Source organism: Williamsia muralis NBRC 105860 (assembly GCF_001598915.1).
Lineage (GTDB): Bacteria > Actinomycetota > Actinomycetes > Mycobacteriales > Mycobacteriaceae > Williamsia > Williamsia muralis.
Genome location: NZ_BDAP01000008.1, coordinates 33393 through 52058 on the forward strand (window position 1 = coordinate 33393; position 18666 = coordinate 52058).

General features: G+C 63.3%; 22 protein-coding genes and 2 pseudogenes. 16 read left to right on the plus strand and 8 right to left on the minus strand.

Translation table 11 applies throughout. The features are described from left to right. Window positions 1–461: 461 nt before the first annotated feature. Complete coding sequence (locus WIMU1_RS23085; protein ID WP_023957710.1) at window positions 462–1166, plus strand: DUF6766 family protein; 705 nt, start codon at window positions 462–464, stop codon at window positions 1164–1166. 406 nt (window positions 1167–1572) lie between these two features. Here the strand turns inward: WIMU1_RS23085 and WIMU1_RS23090 are convergent, their stop codons facing one another. Beyond that, complete coding sequence (locus WIMU1_RS23090) at window positions 1573–1947, minus strand: DUF1330 domain-containing protein (RefSeq protein ID WP_023957712.1); 375 nt, start codon at window positions 1945–1947, stop codon at window positions 1573–1575. A gap of 248 nt (window positions 1948–2195) precedes the next feature. On the opposite strand from WIMU1_RS23090, the gene WIMU1_RS23095 reads away from it, so the two are divergent. Next, window positions 2196–2645 carry an acetate uptake transporter family protein gene (locus WIMU1_RS23095; RefSeq protein ID WP_152538048.1) on the plus strand — a complete coding sequence of 150 codons (450 nt, stop codon included), beginning with the start codon at window positions 2196–2198 and terminating at the stop codon, window positions 2643–2645. A gap of 80 nt (window positions 2646–2725) precedes the next feature. On the opposite strand, the gene WIMU1_RS23100 is transcribed toward WIMU1_RS23095, so the two are convergent. Next, window positions 2726–2983, minus strand: a complete 258-nt coding sequence (locus WIMU1_RS23100) for a DUF1622 domain-containing protein (RefSeq protein WP_031332157.1) — start codon at window positions 2981–2983, stop codon at window positions 2726–2728. 2 nt (window positions 2984–2985) lie between these two features. After that, window positions 2986–3459 carry a DUF1622 domain-containing protein gene (locus WIMU1_RS23105; protein ID WP_235189513.1) on the minus strand — a complete coding sequence of 158 codons (474 nt, stop codon included), beginning with the start codon at window positions 3457–3459 and terminating at the stop codon, window positions 2986–2988. Window positions 3460–3821: 362 nt separating this feature from the next. Here WIMU1_RS23105 and WIMU1_RS23110 point away from each other — a divergent pair, with 362 nt between their 5' ends. From WIMU1_RS23110 to WIMU1_RS23145, 7 genes are all read left to right on the plus strand, one after another. After that, the gene (locus WIMU1_RS23110) at window positions 3822–4316 is read left to right on the plus strand and encodes a MarR family winged helix-turn-helix transcriptional regulator (RefSeq protein WP_023957720.1); all 495 of its coding nucleotides are present in this window, start codon (window positions 3822–3824) and stop codon (window positions 4314–4316) included. 112 nt (window positions 4317–4428) lie between these two features. Then, window positions 4429–6867, plus strand: a complete 2439-nt coding sequence (locus WIMU1_RS23115; RefSeq protein ID WP_023957722.1) for a molybdopterin oxidoreductase family protein — start codon at window positions 4429–4431, stop codon at window positions 6865–6867. After that, window positions 6864–7349, plus strand: coding sequence for a hypothetical protein (locus tag WIMU1_RS23120; protein ID WP_023957724.1), 486 nt, complete (start codon window positions 6864–6866; stop codon window positions 7347–7349). Before WIMU1_RS23115 ends, WIMU1_RS23120 begins: the two co-directional genes overlap by 4 nt. 198 nt (window positions 7350–7547) lie before the next feature. Further along, complete coding sequence (locus WIMU1_RS23125) at window positions 7548–7955, plus strand: four-helix bundle copper-binding protein (RefSeq protein WP_062800725.1); 408 nt, start codon at window positions 7548–7550, stop codon at window positions 7953–7955. Window positions 7956–8032: 77 nt separating this feature from the next. After that, on the plus strand, window positions 8033–8293 hold the full coding sequence (locus WIMU1_RS23130) for a YrhK family protein (protein WP_307715591.1): 261 nt from the start codon (window positions 8033–8035) through the stop codon (window positions 8291–8293). Between the two features lie 270 nt (window positions 8294–8563). Beyond that, complete coding sequence (locus tag WIMU1_RS23140; protein ID WP_147431448.1) at window positions 8564–8851, plus strand: hypothetical protein; 288 nt, start codon at window positions 8564–8566, stop codon at window positions 8849–8851. A gap of 35 nt (window positions 8852–8886) precedes the next feature. Continuing rightward, window positions 8887–9186: a hypothetical protein gene (locus WIMU1_RS23145; RefSeq protein WP_031332164.1), complete on the plus strand. Its 300-nt coding sequence runs from the start codon at window positions 8887–8889 to the stop codon at window positions 9184–9186. A gap of 250 nt (window positions 9187–9436) precedes the next feature. Here the strand turns inward: WIMU1_RS23145 and WIMU1_RS23150 are convergent, their stop codons facing one another. Continuing rightward, window positions 9437–9793, minus strand: coding sequence for an Lrp/AsnC family transcriptional regulator (locus WIMU1_RS23150; protein ID WP_051406495.1), 357 nt, complete (start codon window positions 9791–9793; stop codon window positions 9437–9439). A 104-nt stretch (window positions 9794–9897) separates the two neighbouring features. Here WIMU1_RS23150 and WIMU1_RS23155 point away from each other — a divergent pair, with 104 nt between their 5' ends. The 3 genes from WIMU1_RS23155 to WIMU1_RS23165 all read left to right on the plus strand — a co-directional run bounded on the left by WIMU1_RS23155 (window position 9898) and on the right by WIMU1_RS23165 (window position 12105). Beyond that, the gene (locus WIMU1_RS23155) at window positions 9898–10620 is read left to right on the plus strand and encodes a PLP-dependent lyase/thiolase (protein WP_158599304.1); all 723 of its coding nucleotides are present in this window, start codon (window positions 9898–9900) and stop codon (window positions 10618–10620) included. A 251-nt stretch (window positions 10621–10871) separates the two neighbouring features. Continuing rightward, a complete protein-coding gene (locus tag WIMU1_RS26750) occupies window positions 10872–11006 on the plus strand; it encodes a hypothetical protein (protein WP_255283893.1) in 135 nt (44 codons plus the stop codon). An 862-nt stretch (window positions 11007–11868) separates the two neighbouring features. After that, window positions 11869–12105 carry a three-helix bundle dimerization domain-containing protein gene (locus WIMU1_RS23165; protein ID WP_023957740.1) on the plus strand — a complete coding sequence of 79 codons (237 nt, stop codon included), beginning with the start codon at window positions 11869–11871 and terminating at the stop codon, window positions 12103–12105. Window positions 12106–12148: 43 nt separating this feature from the next. Here WIMU1_RS23165 and WIMU1_RS23170 read toward each other — a convergent pair whose 3' ends face one another. The 3 genes from WIMU1_RS23170 to WIMU1_RS23180 form a co-directional block, all read right to left on the minus strand. Next, window positions 12149–12691: a DUF3558 family protein gene (locus tag WIMU1_RS23170; protein ID WP_158599303.1), complete on the minus strand. Its 543-nt coding sequence runs from the start codon at window positions 12689–12691 to the stop codon at window positions 12149–12151. Between the two features lie 107 nt (window positions 12692–12798). Further along, a complete protein-coding gene (locus WIMU1_RS23175; RefSeq protein WP_133248736.1) occupies window positions 12799–13461 on the minus strand; it encodes a hypothetical protein in 663 nt (220 codons plus the stop codon). Window positions 13462–13532: 71 nt separating this feature from the next. After that, window positions 13533–14462 (minus strand): endonuclease/exonuclease/phosphatase family protein, encoded by a 930-nt coding sequence (locus tag WIMU1_RS23180; protein ID WP_023957746.1) that lies wholly within the window; start codon window positions 14460–14462, stop codon window positions 13533–13535. A 550-nt stretch (window positions 14463–15012) separates the two neighbouring features. Here WIMU1_RS23180 and WIMU1_RS25935 point away from each other — a divergent pair. Both WIMU1_RS25935 and WIMU1_RS23185 read left to right on the plus strand, forming a co-directional pair. Then, a pseudogene (locus tag WIMU1_RS25935) lies at window positions 15013–15292 on the plus strand (hypothetical protein); the annotation flags it as partial. A 74-nt stretch (window positions 15293–15366) separates the two neighbouring features. Continuing rightward, window positions 15367–15736, plus strand: a pseudogene (locus tag WIMU1_RS23185) (low molecular weight phosphatase family protein). 8 nt (window positions 15737–15744) lie between these two features. Here the strand turns inward: WIMU1_RS23185 and WIMU1_RS23190 are convergent. Next, window positions 15745–16410 (minus strand): TetR/AcrR family transcriptional regulator, encoded by a 666-nt coding sequence (locus tag WIMU1_RS23190; protein WP_031332175.1) that lies wholly within the window; start codon window positions 16408–16410, stop codon window positions 15745–15747. 121 nt (window positions 16411–16531) lie between these two features. On the opposite strand from WIMU1_RS23190, the gene WIMU1_RS23195 reads away from it, so the two are divergent. Together WIMU1_RS23195 and WIMU1_RS23200 are read left to right on the plus strand one after the other, a co-directional pair. Then, window positions 16532–18133 (plus strand): MFS transporter, encoded by a 1602-nt coding sequence (locus WIMU1_RS23195; protein WP_062800729.1) that lies wholly within the window; start codon window positions 16532–16534, stop codon window positions 18131–18133. Then, window positions 18130–18651: a PaaI family thioesterase gene (locus tag WIMU1_RS23200; protein ID WP_023959038.1), complete on the plus strand. Its 522-nt coding sequence runs from the start codon at window positions 18130–18132 to the stop codon at window positions 18649–18651. The genes WIMU1_RS23195 and WIMU1_RS23200 overlap by 4 nt, the downstream gene beginning before the upstream one ends. The last annotated feature ends 15 nt before the right edge of the window (window positions 18652–18666 follow it).

Here is an 18666-nt window from a genome sequence, read left to right on the forward strand (position 1 = left end):
CTGGGCCGACTCGTTACGGGTTTGAGCGGGCTGCGCGGGTCCCCGCAACGGTGGCGCGGTGAGGTCGCTGAGCAGCACCGCCTCTTGCGGACGTTCATTCACAGTCATGGTGGATTAATGCCCGCCATATCCACTCACCAAACCGATCTCCGGTACGTCAGCTCACTCCCCTCACCGTGGTCAGCCCCTCTCCCTCAGTCAGCCCATGCCCACCCGGCAACGGCACGGGGCGCTCACCCTTCTCAGCGCCGCAGCATCTACCTCACGGCCGCTGCTGCGGCCAGGTCGGACGCCCAGAACCGGGCCACCATCATCGATGCCGGCCTCGGGCTCTGCCAGACTCTCCCCAGTCGTCGCTGGGCACGTCGCTGGGCCAGTTGAACGATGCGCCGTAACGACCCGCAATGGGCGGCCTGCCTTTGGTGCCTCGAATCAGTGTGGGCGGGGATTAGGCTTTGGCAGTGGTAACAACCAACTCGCTTGATCTCATCGGCGACCGCGTCAAGGGGCATCTCCGCAACAACGGCCTGTTCTGGGCGTGCATGGGCCTGTTCGCGGTGTTCTTCATCGGCATGGTGATCTCGGGATGGCAGGTGTACAACCACGAACAACTCGATCACGGCAGCACCGAACAGGTCAGTTTCGTCGGATATCTACGTACCGGCGACTTCATCGAGGCCACGTTTGAGAACTGGGAATCGGAGTTCTTGCAGATGGCCATGTACGTGGTGTTGACCGCCTACCTGTATCAACGCGGGTCGTCCGAGTCCAAGCCGGTCACCGAGCACGCCCACCAAGATGATGACCCCCGAGCGCGGGCAGGTGATCCCCGGGCGCCATGGCCCGTGCGCCGCGGCGGTTTTGTGCTGAAGCTGTACGAAAACTCGCTGGCGACTGCTTTTTTCGTGCTGTTTTTTGCCTCGCTGGCGTTGCACGCCTGGGGTGGTGCACGTGCCTACAGCGACGAACAGCAACAACACGGGCAGGCGCCGGTGTCGGTATGGGAGTACCTGAGCACCTCGCAGTTCTGGTTCGAATCGATGCAGAACTGGCAGAGCGAGTTCATCGCCGTCGCGGCGATTGTCTTGCTGTCAGTCTTTTTGCGTCAACGCAGATCTCCCGAATCCAAACCCGTCGCCGACCCACACCGCGACACCGGCGCGTAACCGCCGGTCGACCTGGCCACACCCACTCACCACACACATTGAGCGTTGTGAGCATTGCTGTCCGGCGTTGATGAACCTATCGATCTCGGTGGACCTTTCGGTAGCTCGCGGACGGCCCGGCCTAGGTGGCTGTACTTGAGGCGACAGTATTTGTGACCATGGTGTTGGTCAACGGCATTTGTCGTAGCCGCATCCAGATCGCCGATGTCTGCGGCACGCTCGGCTCGATACTCGCCAACGCGAGCTCATGCTCTGTGCGGTACCGGTGAATCTGGCCCTGTCTCGGTGACTGTCGAAGGAACCGATAAGTCCCTCGATCAGTCGCGTACCCGAAAGGGCGGCAGACCCAGCACATCTGGTGGTATTTCAATCGCCTCACCGGAGTCCATGGATGTCTCGCCGCCACCTAGAGGGGATCAGGCCACGGCACAGTGGCCTGCAGGACCGCTTCGGTCAACGCCGCGGTGCGCCAGGTCGTCACCTGCTGATAATCGGGGTCTGCGACCATCTCCGAGAACGCCTTCCGGGACGGGTAGCGCACGAGCAACACCGCATCCCATTGCTGGCCTGCCTCTGCCACAAGGGCGGTGGAACCGTCTCCGGCATAGAGGACCTCGCCGCCAAAGCGTGGCAGGAACGTCTCGTGCAGCGCTGCGGCGTAGCGGTCATAGAGTTCTCGGCCTCCCTCAGCGAAACGCAGAAGGTTCAGCATCACTACCGGCCCACCAGGGTCCTCAACGAGGAAACGCTTCAGGTCGGCACCACGCGGATCGACAGCCATATCCGCAGTCTGGCATATCCCCCACCCGTTACGAACGTGCCCACACTGCGAAGCAGTGCAGGCGCTGGTGCTGGTGCTGGTGCTGGTGCTGGTGAAATCGTGGCCGACCGAGCTTTCCCGAGAATCGTATGGATCTTGGTTCGCCACTGGCGCTGGCGGGTACGCGCATCGACATGATTGATCCACGTGTCGCCGGTTCCGATGCCACTGTTGACTCCACTCGATACGAACACCGTCCAGCTGGCGAGGTGAGCAGTTCGGGATCGACTCGCATCGTCGTTCGCCCACTCGGCACACCGCTGCCCTTGGGCTTCCTCGGTCTATGCGTGGCTACCTTCGCTTTCGCTGGTCTGCAATTGGGCTGGGTGCCTGCACAACAGGGCAGTGTGATCGCCTGGGCGGTACTCGGGTTGACCGTGCCCGCGCAGCTACTCGCGGCCGTGTTCGGATTTCTGGCGCGAGACTCGGTCGCCGGCACCGGGATGGGGGTGCTCGCGGGCACCTGGGCGGCGGTCACTGTGGTGACCCTGCAGTCGCCGCCGGGCGCGGACAGCGATGGCCTTGGACTGGTGCTACTGGCCTCGGCGGCAGCTTTGCTCGTGCCGGCCATCGCGGCCCTGAGCAAACCGGTCGCGGTCGACACCGATCCGGCGCCCCGGCGCATGGGTACCCCCATCGCGACCTGTACCCCACGATGAACAGGCAGCTGTCGGCCGAAGCTGGGCATCGTTGATCTATCCCGGCGATGCGGGGCGGGCCGAAGCGCACAGAAGGGTAACTACCCGACGGCCGAGAGGTCCTGGTCGGCGATTCGCCGAAGCGACCAACTCGCGGCTTTGCGTAGCACCACCACCACAGCGGTCACCATGATGGCCTGCCACGGCGCTGCAGCACTGAGCCGCAACACACCGGCGGCCAATAACAGATCGAGCAAGATCGGCAGGGCCACTGTCAACTGACGCGTCCGCACAAGTACCGCGGCGGCCAGCACTACGCCGGCAGCAGCGATGATGAGCGCGACTTGGGCGAGCACCATGCTCACGGCGAGTCGCCAGGGGACTCGATGTCCGTGCGCGCTGCGCGGTTTCTGTTCAGGACTCGTTGTTCCTCGGCGACTTCGCGAGCAAGAAAGTAGTTGAGAGCGGTACGGATTGCGGCGATGGCCGCCAGTTTGCCGATCTCTTCGTAACTCGGCGAGATCGCGGTACGCAAAATGTCACTAGCGAGCTGAAACTCCAACCCCAACGCCAAGAACCGACCCAGCGTCAGCCGTACCGGCACGAAAGCATCTGGATCGCGCCGAGGGAGCGCACGCACAAACCCGGTGACCGCGATGACCGCGCCGATGAAGATGACACCTGCACCAGCGGCCTCGACCAAGCGCACCAGCAGGTCCACCGCCGAGCGCAGCGATTCTTCGGGAAGTATCTCCAGAGCCCGGGTGCTTGTACTCCCGCTATCTGCAATGTTCGCCGGTACCGCGCCGAACGAAACGACATTCGCCGCGCTCACCGCACCTGCAGCTCGGGCGGGCATGCGACGCCAGCGGTGCGGTTTTGAGCGGCATCGACGCGGCGTGGTCTCGGTAACTCATTGTGCCTCAGCATGTTTGTCCAGATACTCCACTACGACTAGGTGCGGTCACGGCCGAAACAACTCATTGCACGAGCTACCCCGTTCGGCAGCGTTCCAATCACCACACCGCTTGCTCGCCACAAGCGGACAGGGGCTCATGAGCAACAGATAAATATTCGCAAATCAAGCTAGCCATCGCACACTCCAAGTTGTAGTGTACAACTGTTGCGCATTGCCGTATATGGATGATGCATCGCTTCTCGGCGAGCGAAGGGCTGGTTGTGGGATCGTGAGTATCGATGAGCGGCAAGAAGACAACCGGTGGGCCGGCGACTGCAGCGCCGACTGTCAACGAGATCAGCGACGCGGTGCTGACGGCGTCGCGGCTGTTGGTGTCGATAGCGGCTCGGTCGATCGCCGAGGTCGAGCAGCAGGTGACGCTGCCCCAATTTCGGGTGTTGGTGGTGCTGGAGAACCGCGGGACGGTGACGCTCAACAGCTTGGCTCAGGCGTTGTCGGTGGAAAAGTCGACGATGGGCCGGATGGTCGACCGACTGGTGACCAGTGGGCTAGTCAGCCGGACCGAATCCCCCACCTCGCGGCGCGAACGCAACATCGCTCTCACCGATCATGGCCAGAAACTGGTCAAGACAGTCAGTCGTCGACGTCACAAAGAGATCGAGCGTGTGGTGGCGCAAATGGCGCCGGATCAGCGTGTCGGATTGGTAGCCGCATTGACCGCGTTCACCGACGCCGGCGGCGAACCGGCCATCGACCAGTCGTACTGGGTCTGATCCCTCGTCTCATACACTGCCGCCACGGCGCTGCGCGGCACATCAATCAGGTCGACCAGGCGGTGTAAGCGGCCGCTGTCACCGACCCCTACCTCAACGACGAGGAGCACTGATGAAAACCGATCGCATCGAAAACCCCTGGGGGAAGCGCACCCCGTACGGCCCGGGACAAACATGGCCGACACGAGTTGATTCCTTTCTGCGCGATGGCCTTTCGCCCGAGGACATCGATCGGTGGCTGCCATCAGCATCGGTACTCCATTCCAACGGAGATGGTCTCGACATCGCCGTCAAAGATGAACAGATCGTGGGGGTACGCGGACGCGCAGACGACCGCGTCAACCACGGGCGCCTCGGACCGAAAGATCTGTTCGGCTGGCAGGCAAACAACTCACCCGACCGGTTGACCACACCATTGATCCGCCGCGACGGCGAACTGGTCGAATGCGATTGGGGCACGGCCATGAACGCCGTCGTCACCCATTCGAAAGACTTGCTTGCCGAACAAGGTCCGAGCGCGCTGGGCTTTTACACCAGTGGCCAGCTGTTCTTGGAGGAGTACTACACCCTGGGTGTGATCGCGCACGGGGCGATCGGTACCAACCATGTCGACGGCAACACCCGACTGTGCACAGCCACCGCCGCGGCAGCACTCAAAGAGTCCTTTGCCAGCGACGGTCAGCCCGGCTCCTATACCGACATAGACCACGCCGACGTCATCGCTTTGTTCGGCCACAACGTCGCCGAGACACAGACCGTGTTGTGGACGCGCATGCTCGACCGGCTCGCCGGACCGAACCCACCCAAAATCGTGTGCGTCGATCCTCGCCCCACCGAGGTCGCCCGACACGCAACAGTGCATCTCGCGCCGCTACCGGGAACCAACGTCGCCCTCATGAACGCCCTACTGCACGAGATCATCGCCCACGACTGGATCGACGAGTCGTACATTGACGAGCACACCGTCGGTTTCGAGGAACTACGTATCCGTGTCGCGGACTATCCACCCGACCGTGGCGCCGAGATCTGCGGGGTGCCCGCTGACGCTATCCGCGCGGCGGCCGAGATACTCGGATCTGCCGAACGCTTGCTGTCTACCGTGCTGCAGGGCTTTTATCAATCGCACCAGGCCACCGCTGCTGCAGTTCAGGTCAACAACATTCATTTGATCCGCGGCATGCTCGGCACACCGGGCTGCGGAGTCCTGCAGATGAACGGGCAACCCACGGCACAGAACACCCGCGAATGCGGTGCCGATGGAGACCTGGCCGGCTTCCGGAACTGGTCGAACGACAGCCACATTCGTGAACTTGCCGACCTGTGGAACATCGACATGCAACAAATACCCCACTACTCGCCGCCGACGCATGCGATGCAGATCTTCCGTTACGCCGAGCAGGGCTCGATTCGCTTGCTATGGGTCAGTGCCACCAACCCGGCGGTATCGATGCCCGAACTACGGCGGATCCGGTCCATCCTCGAACAGGACCGACTATTTCTGGTGGTGCAGGACATCTTCCTCACCGAGACAGCAGAGTTGGCCGACGTGGTGCTGCCGGCAGCGGCGTGGGGGGAAAAGACCGGGACGTTCACCAACGTAGACCGGACAGTGCACCTGTCCGAGAAGGCGGTAGAACCACCGGGACAGGCACGGCCCGACCTCGACATCTTCCTCGACTACGCCCGACGCATGGACTTCCGGGACAAAGACGGTAATCCGTTGCCGCCGTGGGATGATCCCGAGTCCGCGTTCGAGGCGTGGAAGAGGTGCAGCGCGGGACGACCCTGCGACTACAGCGCCATGAGCTACGAGATGCTTCGTCAGGCGGGCGGCGTGCAGTGGCCCTGCAACGACGAACACCCCCAGGGAACAGAACGCCTCTATGTTGATGGCGAGTTCTTCAGCGACCCCGACTATTGCGAAAGTTACGGCAAAGACCTGATCACCGGGGCACCGCTCGAGCCAACCGAATACAAGGCGCTGAACCCCTCGGCGAAAGCGATTATCAAAGCCGCCGCGTACATCCGGCCGCATGAAATGCCCAGCGAAGATTACCCTTTCGCGTTGATCACCGGACGAACCCTCTTCCATTTTCACACGCGCACCAAAACCGCGCGTGCGCCCCAACTTCAGCGCGCTGCCCCGCAGGTGTGGGTGGAGATCTCCGAACACGACGCGCTCGAGTACGACGTCACCGAAGGCGACCTGGTGGAGGTGCGTTCGCCTCGGGGAGCAATCCAAGCACAGGCGCGTATCACCGCGATCCGGCACGGGGTGCTATTCGTCCCGTTCCACTACGGCTACTGGGACACCGACGACTCCGGCGGCGACCACCACCGGGCGGCAAACGAAATGACCCTCACCGACTGGGACCCTGCCTCCAAACAACCCATCTTCAAAACAGCCGCCGCCGGGCTTCGACGAATCCAAGCATCCGACGAACCGACCGCGGCGCCGACCAACACGGCCTCGGCCCCCATCACCGACTACGTGGCGCCCACGACCGGCGGCGAACAGGCCATCGCCACCAGCCAAGGAGCGCTGTCATGAAAATCAAGATGGCGATCGTCGAACTGCACCGCTCAGAATCCAAACTCGCCAGGCAACTGCGATCAACCGCAGCCCGCCACTACGTGGAACCCGAAATACACCACGTGGCATTGGATTTGGCCGAGTGGAGCGACGACCACGTGAAACAGCTCGCCGACAGCGCCGGCCGCTACAACCTCTTCCTGCCCCGAGGAGACCGCCACAGCGCGCCGCCGATCGTTGATGCGATCCAGAAGAGGGTCAGCACAGCCTTTGGCAGCCAACCGCAGCCCGGGATCGTTTTGCTCGCCGACCTACGCCGGCTTCACCGCACCGCAGCAGGGGTGTCGTTGGACTGGGAGTTGCTCGCACAAGGCGCACAAGCAGTCCGCGACACCGACCTTATCGACCTCGCAGCGCAAAGCCACCCCCAATCACTTCGCCAAATGAGATGGGCCAACGCCATGCTCAAAACCCTCTCACCGCAGATTCTGGCCAGCTGATGGCGACCACCACGGTTCCTAGTCACAGGAATCGGCGAACCAGTTCGCACACCTGGCTCACCACAGCGGTTGTGGGTCAGTCTCGGGCTCGCCGCAGTCAGCTTCTACGCCGCTCTCGCCGTGCTGGGCACTTCTCACACCACACACGAGGTGTCCCTTCAGGAGGACCACCGGCGACCCACAGGAAGGTAAGACACCATGAACACAGCAGCAGCCATGCTCGACACCTACCCCCTCGACGTGGACACCGTCGATCGGGCCACGCTGGTGGCCTGTATCGAAGCGTGCGCCGAATGCACACAAACCTGCACCGCCTGCGCCGATGCGTGCCTGGCCGAAGACCACGTCACCGACCTCATCGCCTGCATACGGGCCAATCTCGACTGTGCCGACGTCTGCCAAGCCACCGAACGCGTGGTCACCCGCCAAACCAACCCCGATACCCAGCTCACCCGAAAAATGTTGCAGGCGTGCGCAGCCGCCTGCTCCGCGTGTGGCGACCTCTGCGCCCAGCACGCAGACATGCATGAGCACTGCACCGTCTGCGCCGACGCTTGCCGTCGCTGCGAAAACGCATGCCACTTACTGCTCGAAGCACTGGGCTAACAGCTATGACCAGCGAGCAACGAACCGGCAGCGACCACACGCAATCATCGCCTCGAGAAAACAGCAATACCCTGGCAGTGTCCTTCGGCCGCGAAGAACTCGTCATCCGCCAGCGCTGGGAAGTCATCAGTATCAGCAATGACATCGCGATCGCACTGTGGTTCATCGTCGGCAGCGTTCTGTTCTTCCACGAATCAACCACCACCATCGGAACGTGGTTTTTTCTCCTCGGCAGCATCGAACTGTTGATCCGACCCGCGATCCGCCTGGCCCGACGGATTCACCTACAACGCATCCGCCCACACAGTTCACCGCCCGATGACTCCAACGACTACTAGAGCACCGCACATGCCAGACCGATCACGTCGCCCCGCAGACGCGCGAGAGCGTCGGCCACGCAGGTACGGGCAGGGATACGACTCGAAACATTGCCGGGGGGGTCATCGCCCGACACGGGTCGAGACCTCTGTACCGACATCGCGGAGAGTTCGCCGCCAGAGAAGGTGAGGGTTGCTCGCACGTGGTCATCGGCGCCCACCGCTGCGGCTCAGATTGCCGTCGTAGTGTGCGCCATGCTGTTGGTGCGGTGCGCATCCGGGGAAGGCGGTATGAGAGGACGTCTGTCGCAGGCGGCGGGCGACGGGTCGGTCGCGGTCAGCTCGGCCGCCTATGGACTTCGGATGTGGCATAACGATCGGGCCACCGGCAACCAGAGCACAGTTCTGTTCGGTGACATGAAGGACCAGATTGTCCAGGCGTATACCTCGTTCAGTGAACTCGACATCGACGATGCCGCCGATGCCCGCGCCAGCGAGCACCTGCTGCAGTTGCTGACCCAGCGAAAATACAAATCCATCGCTCGCACATACAGGGCGCGCAGAAACTTTCCCCAATGACCATCAACACAGCACAAATGAAAGGCTGCACTCCCATGTCTCAGAGCAACGACGATCCCGCCGCCCCCAACCAGAAATTCACTAGTGAAGGACCGCCTGAGAGCCTTCCCATCGGCACCGCAGTCGACATCGACAACGACGGACCCGGCGTCATCATCGAAGACTTCGGACCGCTCCCCGACCACGCCGTCGCTGACCTGGGCAACGGAGAACAAATACGACCCCGCCGCTACGCCGTCGTCCGAGACGATGACGGCACAGTGACCTTCGCCAACGAGAAACAACTCCACACCGCCACCACCGACAATTCAAAAGGTGACCCAGACCCCCAATGAATCGACCGACGTTCACGCCGACGAGGTAACAACGCGTCCTCACCAGCGCACCAACCGTCAGTACACGCCAACAGCCTGCAACGCGCAGAGTGGCTACCACTCTGCGCCAGCTAACATAATCTATCTTATCGGCGTCATCGGTTGCGGCTCAACATATTTCGTCACCAGTGACGAAACTGGGCGGCAGTTACGTACGTACCGAGTAGCTGCGGACCACCGCTCACAACAACTACGGCCGCACCGGTCTAGCTTAGTAGTGCGGCGGGCAGGTGACGCCGGTTTTTACGGCGTCGAGGATGAACATGGTGTCGAAGCGACGGATGTTGGGGTCGTTTTTGAACAGATGGTTGTTGAGGTCTCGTAGGTCGCGGATTGATCGCGCGCAGACGAGGACGGCGTAGTCCCACCGCCCAGAGAATGCGTACAACTGTTGTACCGATGAGTGTTTGCCGAGGCGCTGCGCTAGCCGTCGGTGATGGGCGGTGGACTCCTCGACGAGAGTGAGCACCACCAGCGCCTGGGTCACCGCCGATATTCGCTGTGGGTCGATGACTGCGACGGTGCGCAGCAGCCCCGAGGACTTGTATCGCTGGATGCGTCGCTGCACCGCACTCGGCGATAAGCCGACCGTCTAAATGGCCACGCAATGATATTGCGTTGCGCCGCGAACTTTGCAAGCGCATGTCGCACCAAGTTTCCTACTGTCCACGTATGGAACGAACTCATCGCACTGACCCTGACTGGCCTGTGCTGGATCCGATAGTGGCGCATGTCGATGCAGCGCGAACTGTCATTCCCGCAGTGTTTCTCGATAGTCCGCAGTACGAAGACGAGCTACTCAACGCGGCGCTGGGGACCCGTGTGACAGTGAAGGTGGAGACAGCGAACCCGCTACTCAGCTTCAAGGGGCGAGCGGTGAGTTACGCACTCCGGAAGGTTACGGCCGGTGAGCGTGTGGTGTGTGCGTCGTCAGGGAATTTCGGACAAGCCGTTGCGTTCGTCGGCCGCGCCCGGGGAGCGCGGGTCCGGGTGTACGCGCCGACACCGCTCAACCCGGTCAAACGCGAAAGGATACTCGCCTTCGGCGCCCACGTCGTGGAAGTCACCGGCGGCGGCGAACAAGCACGGCACGCCGCGGCAGCTGCCGAGGACGCGTTGCTCCTCGTGGACGGAGTCGACACGGCCCTGGCCGAAGGGGCAGCAACGATCGCCCAAGAGCTCACAGCCGCCGCCTCTTTCGACACCATCGTGGCACCCGTGGGCGATGGCAGCCTGATCAGTGGGCTTGCGTGTGGACCCGCACCCATGCACCTGCAACACGCATCATCGGGGTCGTTCCGCCTCGGCGCCGGCCATGCACCATTGCCACGATCATCACCGGCGCAAACCCCAACCCCCACACACTCCCCACCCAGACCTGCAGCGCAGACCTGAAGGAAGGACGAACCCCTTGGCGGTTCAGTCGGCGCGAAGGTGAATGGACTGTGAACCGTGCCTGGATTCGGCGGAGTCGCTCGGGAAACTAGGGGGCCAACAATGGCCAGGCCCCCTGGGGAAACGGGACGTATGCCGCCGCGGCACAGGAATATACGTGCGGACATGCTTGGCACCTGGGCGGGCGCGTTGGGTGTGGATCGGTCACACTAGTGTGTGGCGCGTATCGGCCTGGCCGGTGCGCTCCTCTCGTGTGCAGTCGACCGTCGTCTGCAGACATCGACACGAAAGGCATCACCATGACCTCGACGTTCGAACTCGCGTTGCTCGACATCTTCCAGTTCCTGATCGACAACTCCGAAGCTCTCACCGGCCTCGTCGGCTAGCAGCAGTTCCATCCCCGCGGCCTCTACGTCCACCGCCGTCAGAGACCGTGCACGGATAGCGTGATGCCCCGAGTCCCCTACGACGCAGAGCATCACTCACTGAACACAACGCCCCCGCAATTCACGAAAGGCTTAACCCTATGTCGACGTATTCAGCACTAGACGCCGCTATCGACACCTTCCTCAACACCACCCCGTGGGCCATGGACGTCCTGCGGTTCGTCCTCGCCGGCCTGCCCTGACGCTGACACCCAGCGAGTTCGGGTCGAGCCGAGCCCGTCCGGAGCCATGGTGGGCGCTCGGCCCACACTGGGAACGATCGCCGTTCATGAGAAGGCTCGTGGGAACCCGGTCTTGGAGCGCTTTGATCTGCCGGTGCACGTCGTAGAGTTCTTGGCGTTTGGCGTGCTGCACCGACGCAGGCAATGGGACCCGGCCGGATAGTTCGGCCTCGAGATGATCGACCCAGCGGTCGAGTTCGCCGGCCAAGTAGCGTGCCTGGGCTTCGCTCGAACTAACCGGCCGCGGCGACTTCAGCCCGCACATCTGCGGGCAGCCCAGTAGCACCATCTGTGACAAGCACGAGTAGCCGCTGAAAATACGCTGCTTCGGTCAGTCCGAACTCCACAAAAATGTCTTCGCCAGAACCGCCCCCGTACCGATACCACTGCATGGCAAAGGTCATCAGCCGACCACGATCATCTGGCTCGGACACTGATGTCATACTTCAATCATCCACCGGCAACTGCGTTCTGGTGACGCTGCCATTCAAAGCGAACAACACGCAAACAGCATGTGAACGTTTAGCAAACGGCAGTAGCGCGGTGGCAACTACTTCGCATCGGCCATTAGATTGGCTCCCATGATCTCGAACGAAGAAGAGCAATTGCTGATCGATCAGATCATCGACCGCCTCGTCACCCGACACCCGGAGACCGCTGAGCAGGCGGTCACCGACGTGGTCCACACTGCGTATCACCGATACGACGGAACGCCCATCCGCGACTTCATTCCGCTGCTCGTCGAGCGTCGCGCCCATGAACAGATCGCCGGCTCGTCCTACCTCGCTCCCCCGGAACTGAGCTCTACCGCCCCCTGAGGTTCGCACGGAGAACTTCTTCCCCCGCGACTGCAGATGTGGCTCAGTGGACGCGCTCAGCGAGAACAGTGGCGATATCAACTGCAGTAGCGCAGTTCTCATCCACAACGCCAGCATTTTTGAGCGCGTACTCGAACTGGATGGTCCCACCCGATGGCACCGACACCCACAGCTGGCACGTTTGAGTGCCACTGAGGTTGCGGTCATCTTCGACGAACGCCGGCCGCCCGGCGACGGTCAGGGTGCGGAAGTTCGGTTCATCGCGGTAGGCGGCCTCGAGGTCCTGGTATTGCCGTCTGATGTCGGGCAGGAAGTACATCACCGCCGTGGTGGGTGCGGTGGGGAGGCTCTGCCACCGACAGAACTCGGAGCCGTCCCCGACCACACCCGGACTGACCATCTCGAAACGGGCCAGGTCGGCCTCGTCGAACACTGCGCACTGATGGTTCACCAGATCCGCCAACGTCCATGGCGGAGACGACGGCGGAGGGGTGTCAGATCCCCGAATCGTCACTGGCGTCGACGGCTGCGTCCGCGAGGAACCATCGTCGTCACCGAGATCGCACGCTGACACCACAAACCCCACCAGCAACACCACCGCTATCGCACGACTGAACCCATTGCACCGCAACAGAACATCCCCCTTTCGTGCCCACATCACTCAGTTTTCGTCCGGCACCTCACGGCTAGTTTCTACCTGGTCGGCTGCGGCGGCGGCGGCGGATGGTAGTCGCCAGGCGTCGGTAGCGGAAAGGTCAAAGTCGGAGAGCTCACTGGCGGCGGTTCGATGATCGTTGCTTCCGGGTTCGCGCGCATCGCCTCAGTCAATACCGTGATCGGCGGTGAATCCACGTCGCGCGCATCCTGTTCGCTGACAGGCACGTCGCCGACGACCGGGATGACGGTAAACCACCCCTTCGATTCCAAGATGCGGGTAGCGAACAAGTACCACTGACCGGGCACCAGGGGTACGTCGCCGCCCAGGGACATGTACACCCCGGCCACTGTTCCCCCTTGCTGATTGACCAACGCGGTGCCTGGGACCGTTCCTTTCACCACTACGCCGACAGTGACGTCGTACTGCGTTTCCGAACCAGCGCTTAGAGCCTCGGTGCCAGAGAGTGCGGCAACCTGCCCGGTGAAGATGTGGGTAGCCATAGCGACCAGGTTGCGGGGGTCGGTCGTGTCGGCGACCGGGTCATAGGGCATGACCAGAGTGGAAGTTGCTGAATCGAGGGTGGCAACACCGCCGGGCCGCTGCGAATCACCCTCGCTGTCACCACATCCCGCCAACATCGCGACGGACACCGCGGCCGCGCACGCCATCCGATGCGGCGACCGTCCACGTACGTTCACCACAACCCACCCTTGCTGCCGATACGATGCCCCGCCGACAGTCTGCGCCCCGGCGACCGCGTATGCCCGTTCTATGACGCGATCGCCATGACCGGTCGGTGGTCAGACCCAGGGGAATTACGACGTTCAGCAGGGTTGTCGGTGACCGACGGGGTGACGCCGGCATGGTCGGTTGTCACCGCACCGTCAGCGATCTGATCAACGAGTGCATGGCTGACCAGGATGTGGTCGATCAGTTCACGGCGGCCGCGGTAAATACGGGAGAACCGTTGATCCTCGGGGATGTGGGCGGCGAGGTTCCACAACCGTTGACGATCGCCACTGTCAGGTTGGGTGTACCCACCGGTGCCGATCTCAGATCCGGGCGGCCCAGCCATCAGCTGGGTAGTCGCAGCATCGACGGTGTCATTGAGATCGCCCAACACCACCAACGGTGCGTCACCATCGGCGGCGAGGATCGTTGTGGCGGCCGCGCGGACCGTCGCCGCCTCCGCGGCCCGCCGGAACAACGCGTACGTCGCGAACCGGGCCCGCTCATCCTCATCACGAGGACTGAACCGCCCACCAGGAAAGGTCAACAATTTCGATTTGAGGTGACAGGTCAGCACATGCACACCGTCGACCACAGCGTGCAACGCCGGCCGGCCCATCGCCGTCTCCCCCACCGCAGTGTCATCCACCTGAACCGGACGCAACCCGTCGAGGAACGGACCCACCTGGTACACCTGCGACAACGGGGTCCGGGCTGCTATCGCCACACGGATGCCACGCCCGTCGGGTTCAGCGGTCTCTACATACCACCGACCCCCTACTCTCCCCAACACGTTCTCGAGCGCTCCCAGAGCCCCGATCTCCTGCAGGGCAAGCACATCCGGGTCCATCTCAGAGATAGTCGCAGCCAACGCATCAGCCTTCGCCGCGAACTCAGCCGCAGTGTCCGGACCCGAATCAGCATCGGGTGTAAACAGGTTTTCCACATTCCACGTCGCGATCGACACCATAAATCCCACCCTCCCAGAACACCAACGGCCCAGTCATGGACCACGGTGACATCCAAAATGCAAGTCCGTAAACACCTGCCATCGAGGACACCCCTACATTGCGTAGATCGCGAACGTGCACCCCTACGTCATCGCCCTCACCAAGGTTCCGCCGCCGACCCCACAAATAGCCAGCTCAGCCTGACGTGATCTATATTATCGGCGAGACCTATTGTGCTGCAATGTCTTTAGTCACCGGCGACGAGTGTAGATCGCAAACCGGTAAGCTCGGACCACCTCATCCATTCAGTGCAGATGCATGGCGAGCAGGTTGGTCCGAACAGACGTTGGGAGTCAGACGAGTTGGAGCCGACTACCGCCGCTGAAAAGAAGCTGTTCCTAGCCGCCAGTATGGGGCGTCTGTGCGATCTTCGAACCGCCGCCGAACGTCACTCTCGGATTGGGTACCGACCGTGGAAGATGCTGAAGTGTGGGGCGATTCCCGTATGGTTCGCAGCGCCTTCTTGCATCGTCTACGGCGGCCATTCGGTTAGTCTCGTCGGCGGATGGATCGGTGGCGAGTCTGGATCTGGGCGCCGATTACCCGAACCCGCTGACCGATGATGTGTTGGCCGCCGCCGATGTGGTGGTCTCGATGGACTGCGGCGATGCCTGCGCGATCTATCCCGGCAAGCGCTACCTCGACCGGACGCTCGACGATCCGCAGGGGTCAAACTCTCGAGACGGTCCGCTCCATCCGCGACGACCTGGACACCAGGGTCCAAAATTTGTTGCGCGAGTTGACCACTCCCGTTCCTGCCTGTCCCCCATCTGCTTCCTGTCCCTCCTGACGAAGGGATCTCACTTCACGTCCATCACCCCCAGCGAGTTGTTCGTCTGCGTGCACAACGCCGGACGCTCGCAGATGGCCGCCGGTTTCCTCTCGCGCCTCGCCAGGCGATGCGATGAAGGTCCGCTCCGCCGCAAGCGTCCCCACCGACAGCTCAAATCCGCTGCCGTCGAGGCGATGGCCGAGGTGGGCATCGACACACGGCGCAAACACCGAAAATCCTCACCACCGATGCCGTGCAAGCCTCAAATGTGGTAATCCTCGTGGGCTGCGGTGACAGCTGCCCCATCTCCCCCGGGCAAGAGCTACCGGGACTGGGTCCTTGACGACCCGGCCGGGCCAGGGCGTGGAAGCGATTCGCCCGATCCGCGACGAGATTAAAACCCGCGTCGAGGCGCTGATCGCCGAATTGACGTCCCAGCCCGCCGCCTCGGGCGGGTGCTGAATCAGAGATCAGTCCGGGGTCACTGTCAGCGCGCGTTGCGCGGAACGTGCAGCGAGAAAGTCGTCAACGAGTTGCTGGCGTTCAGCCGGGCCGATCGGCGGGAGTGCGGTGAGTCGGGTGAAGACGATGGGTCCGACGAGTTGGGTCAGGGCGAGATTGGTGTCGAAGCGACCGAGCTCCTGCTGGGCTTTTGGGCTGCCCAGGATCCGGTCGAACGGTTCGCGGTATTGGTTGACCACCCGTGCGCGAAGGGAACTGACCGGGTTCCGGTCTTCTTCGGGATGCAGAGTCGCCCCGGCCGTGCCGGGTTCGGCGGACCCGAGGGCGAGCCACCCGAGCATCGTCAGTTGGGCGGGGGCTTCCTCGATGAGCTTGGCCTGACGGTCCAGCAGTTCGATCAACTGTTCACGCATCGTTCCGGACACCGGCGGCGCGGTGACCGGGGGCAGCAGACGCTCGAAGGCCGCGGCCAGGAGCTGGGTGCTGTCGGTGAAATGCCGGTAGAGGGTAGTCCGCGCGACCTTGGACGCCTTGGTGACCGCGTCGATCGTGACGGCCTCGACACCGCCGGTCGAGAGCAGGGACGTCGCCGCGTCGAGCAGTCGTGCGCGTGAGCGTGCCTTCCGGGGATCCACGAGCCGGTCCTCGTCGTCGTCGGTGTTCTGGTTGATCATCTCTTCGCCCACCTCGTAATTGTGCCCTCGGATCAGTCGCAGGCACTATCCCCGCACCCCGCATTGTGCTACTCATAGTAGTGGAACGCTACCAACTGTAGCGTTAACTGGAGGTGGCTGCATGACCGCCGATGATCGAGTGCTGCTGTCGCGGGCGCAGAAATGGACGTTGGTGGTCTCGTGCCTGTCGGTGGCCCTGGTGGTCGCCTCGATGGCGGCCCTGTACACCGCGCTTCCGAACATTGCGGTGGCCACCGGGGCGACGCAAACCCAGCTCACCTGGGTGGTCGACGGGTACACGCTGGTGTTGGCGTGTCTGGTGTTGCCCGCCGGGGCCCTGGGTGACCGCTACGGCCGGCGGGCGGTGCTGATCGTGGGGTTGGCATTGTTTTCGCTGGCCTCGGCGGTGCCACTGTTGGTATCGACACCGTGGTGGTTGATCGCGGCGCGGGCAGCGGCCGGGGTGGGGGCGGCGTTCATGATGCCGTCTACGCTGTCGATCCTGACTGCGGGATTCCCCGAGCAGCAGCGGGGGCGTGCGGTCGGGATCTGGGCGGGGGTCGCCGGGTCCGGGGGTCTGCTGGGGATTCTCGGGTCGGGGCTGCTGCTCGACTACTGGTCGTGGCAGTCGATTTTCGTCGGCCTGACCGCGGTGGGGGTGTTTCTGCTGTTGTGTGCCTTCACCATTCCCGAATCCCGCCAGGAAAATCCGCCGCTGATGGATGTGATCGGATCGGTCGCGGTGGTGTTCGCGGTCGCACTAGTGGTGCTCGCCATCATCGAAGCCCCAATACGCGGCTGGTCGGATCCCGTGGTGGTCGCCGGGTTCGGGCTGGGGGTGGTGGCCACAGTGGTGTTCGTGGTGTGGGAGTTGCGGGCGGATCATCCGCTGCTCGATGTGCGGTTCTTCGCCCGTCGGGGCTTCGGGAGCGGATCGTTCTCTATCACCATTCAGTTCCTGGTGACGTTCGGTGTCTTCCTGGTCCTCGTCCAATACCTGCAGTTGATCTTTGGATACAGCCCGTTGGGTTCAGCGCTGGCCTTGGCGCCGATGATGGTGCCGTTGGTGCTCTTGTCGGCGATCGCACCGTGGATGACGACCCGGCTGGGGTTGCGGTTGATGACGGTGACCGGTCTGCTCGCCATCGCCGCGGGGTTCTACTTCATCAGCCGGCTGGGTTTGGACTCCACCTACGTCGACGTGATGTGGCCGACGCTGATCATGAGCTCGGGTCTGGGCCTGACCGCGGCGCCGGCGACGGCGGCTATCGTCGCGGACACCGCCGTCGAAAAGCACGGGGTCGCCGCGGCGGTCAACGACGCCACCCGCGAGATCGGCGCGGCGATCGGCATCGCGGTCGCCGGCAGTGTCCTGGCCGCCGGGTACAGCCACAACATCGCCCCGGCGATCGCCCGGCTCCCACCGGAGGCGCGGGGCCCGGTCGCCGACTCACTCGCCGGTGCCCTCGAGGTCGCCGATCGGGCGGGACCGGCCGGCCAGCAACTCGCCGACTTCGCCAAGTCCGCGTTCCTGCACGGTGTCGAGCAGTCCGCGATCGTCCTCGCACTCATCGCGGCGGCGGGTGCCGCGATCCTGCTGGTCTGGGCGCCCGGCCGCGCTTCCCCGGACGCAGGCGCATCGAGGAGCCCGACTGAACCGGCCCAGCGCAGTCGATCCCACGCCCGCCCGCTAGCCAGCACCGTCGAGAAGGAACGCCCGTGACCCAGCTACCGCTGCCGCCGCACTCGCCGACCTGCATGGGGTGCGGGCCAGACAATCCCGCCGGCCTGCAACTGGTGGTGTTCCGCTCCGGCGACGAGGTCTACACCGATGTGACGTTCGACGAACGCCACATCGGTGCGCCCGGCCTCGCGCACGGCGGGGCAGTGGCCGCCGCCTGCGACGACCTGTTCGGCTTCGGCCTCTGGATCGCCCGCACCCCGGCAGTGACCCGGAGCCTCACCGTCGACTACCTCGCCCCCGTCCCGCTGCACCGACCCCTGCGCATCAGCGCCCACGTCCGGGAGATCGACGGCCGCAAACTGCACCTCAAGGCGACCGCCACCGCCGATGACGGCACCGCATTGTTCACCGCCCACGCGGTGTTCATCGCCGTGTCGATCGAGCACTTCACCCAACATGGCGCCCCCGGCGCCGTCCAGGACCTACTCGACCGCCTCACCTCCGCGCTCGACCACGACGGGCCGGACAGACCGTCACCGCACCCGCCGGACCGCTGACACGACCGAAAGAAG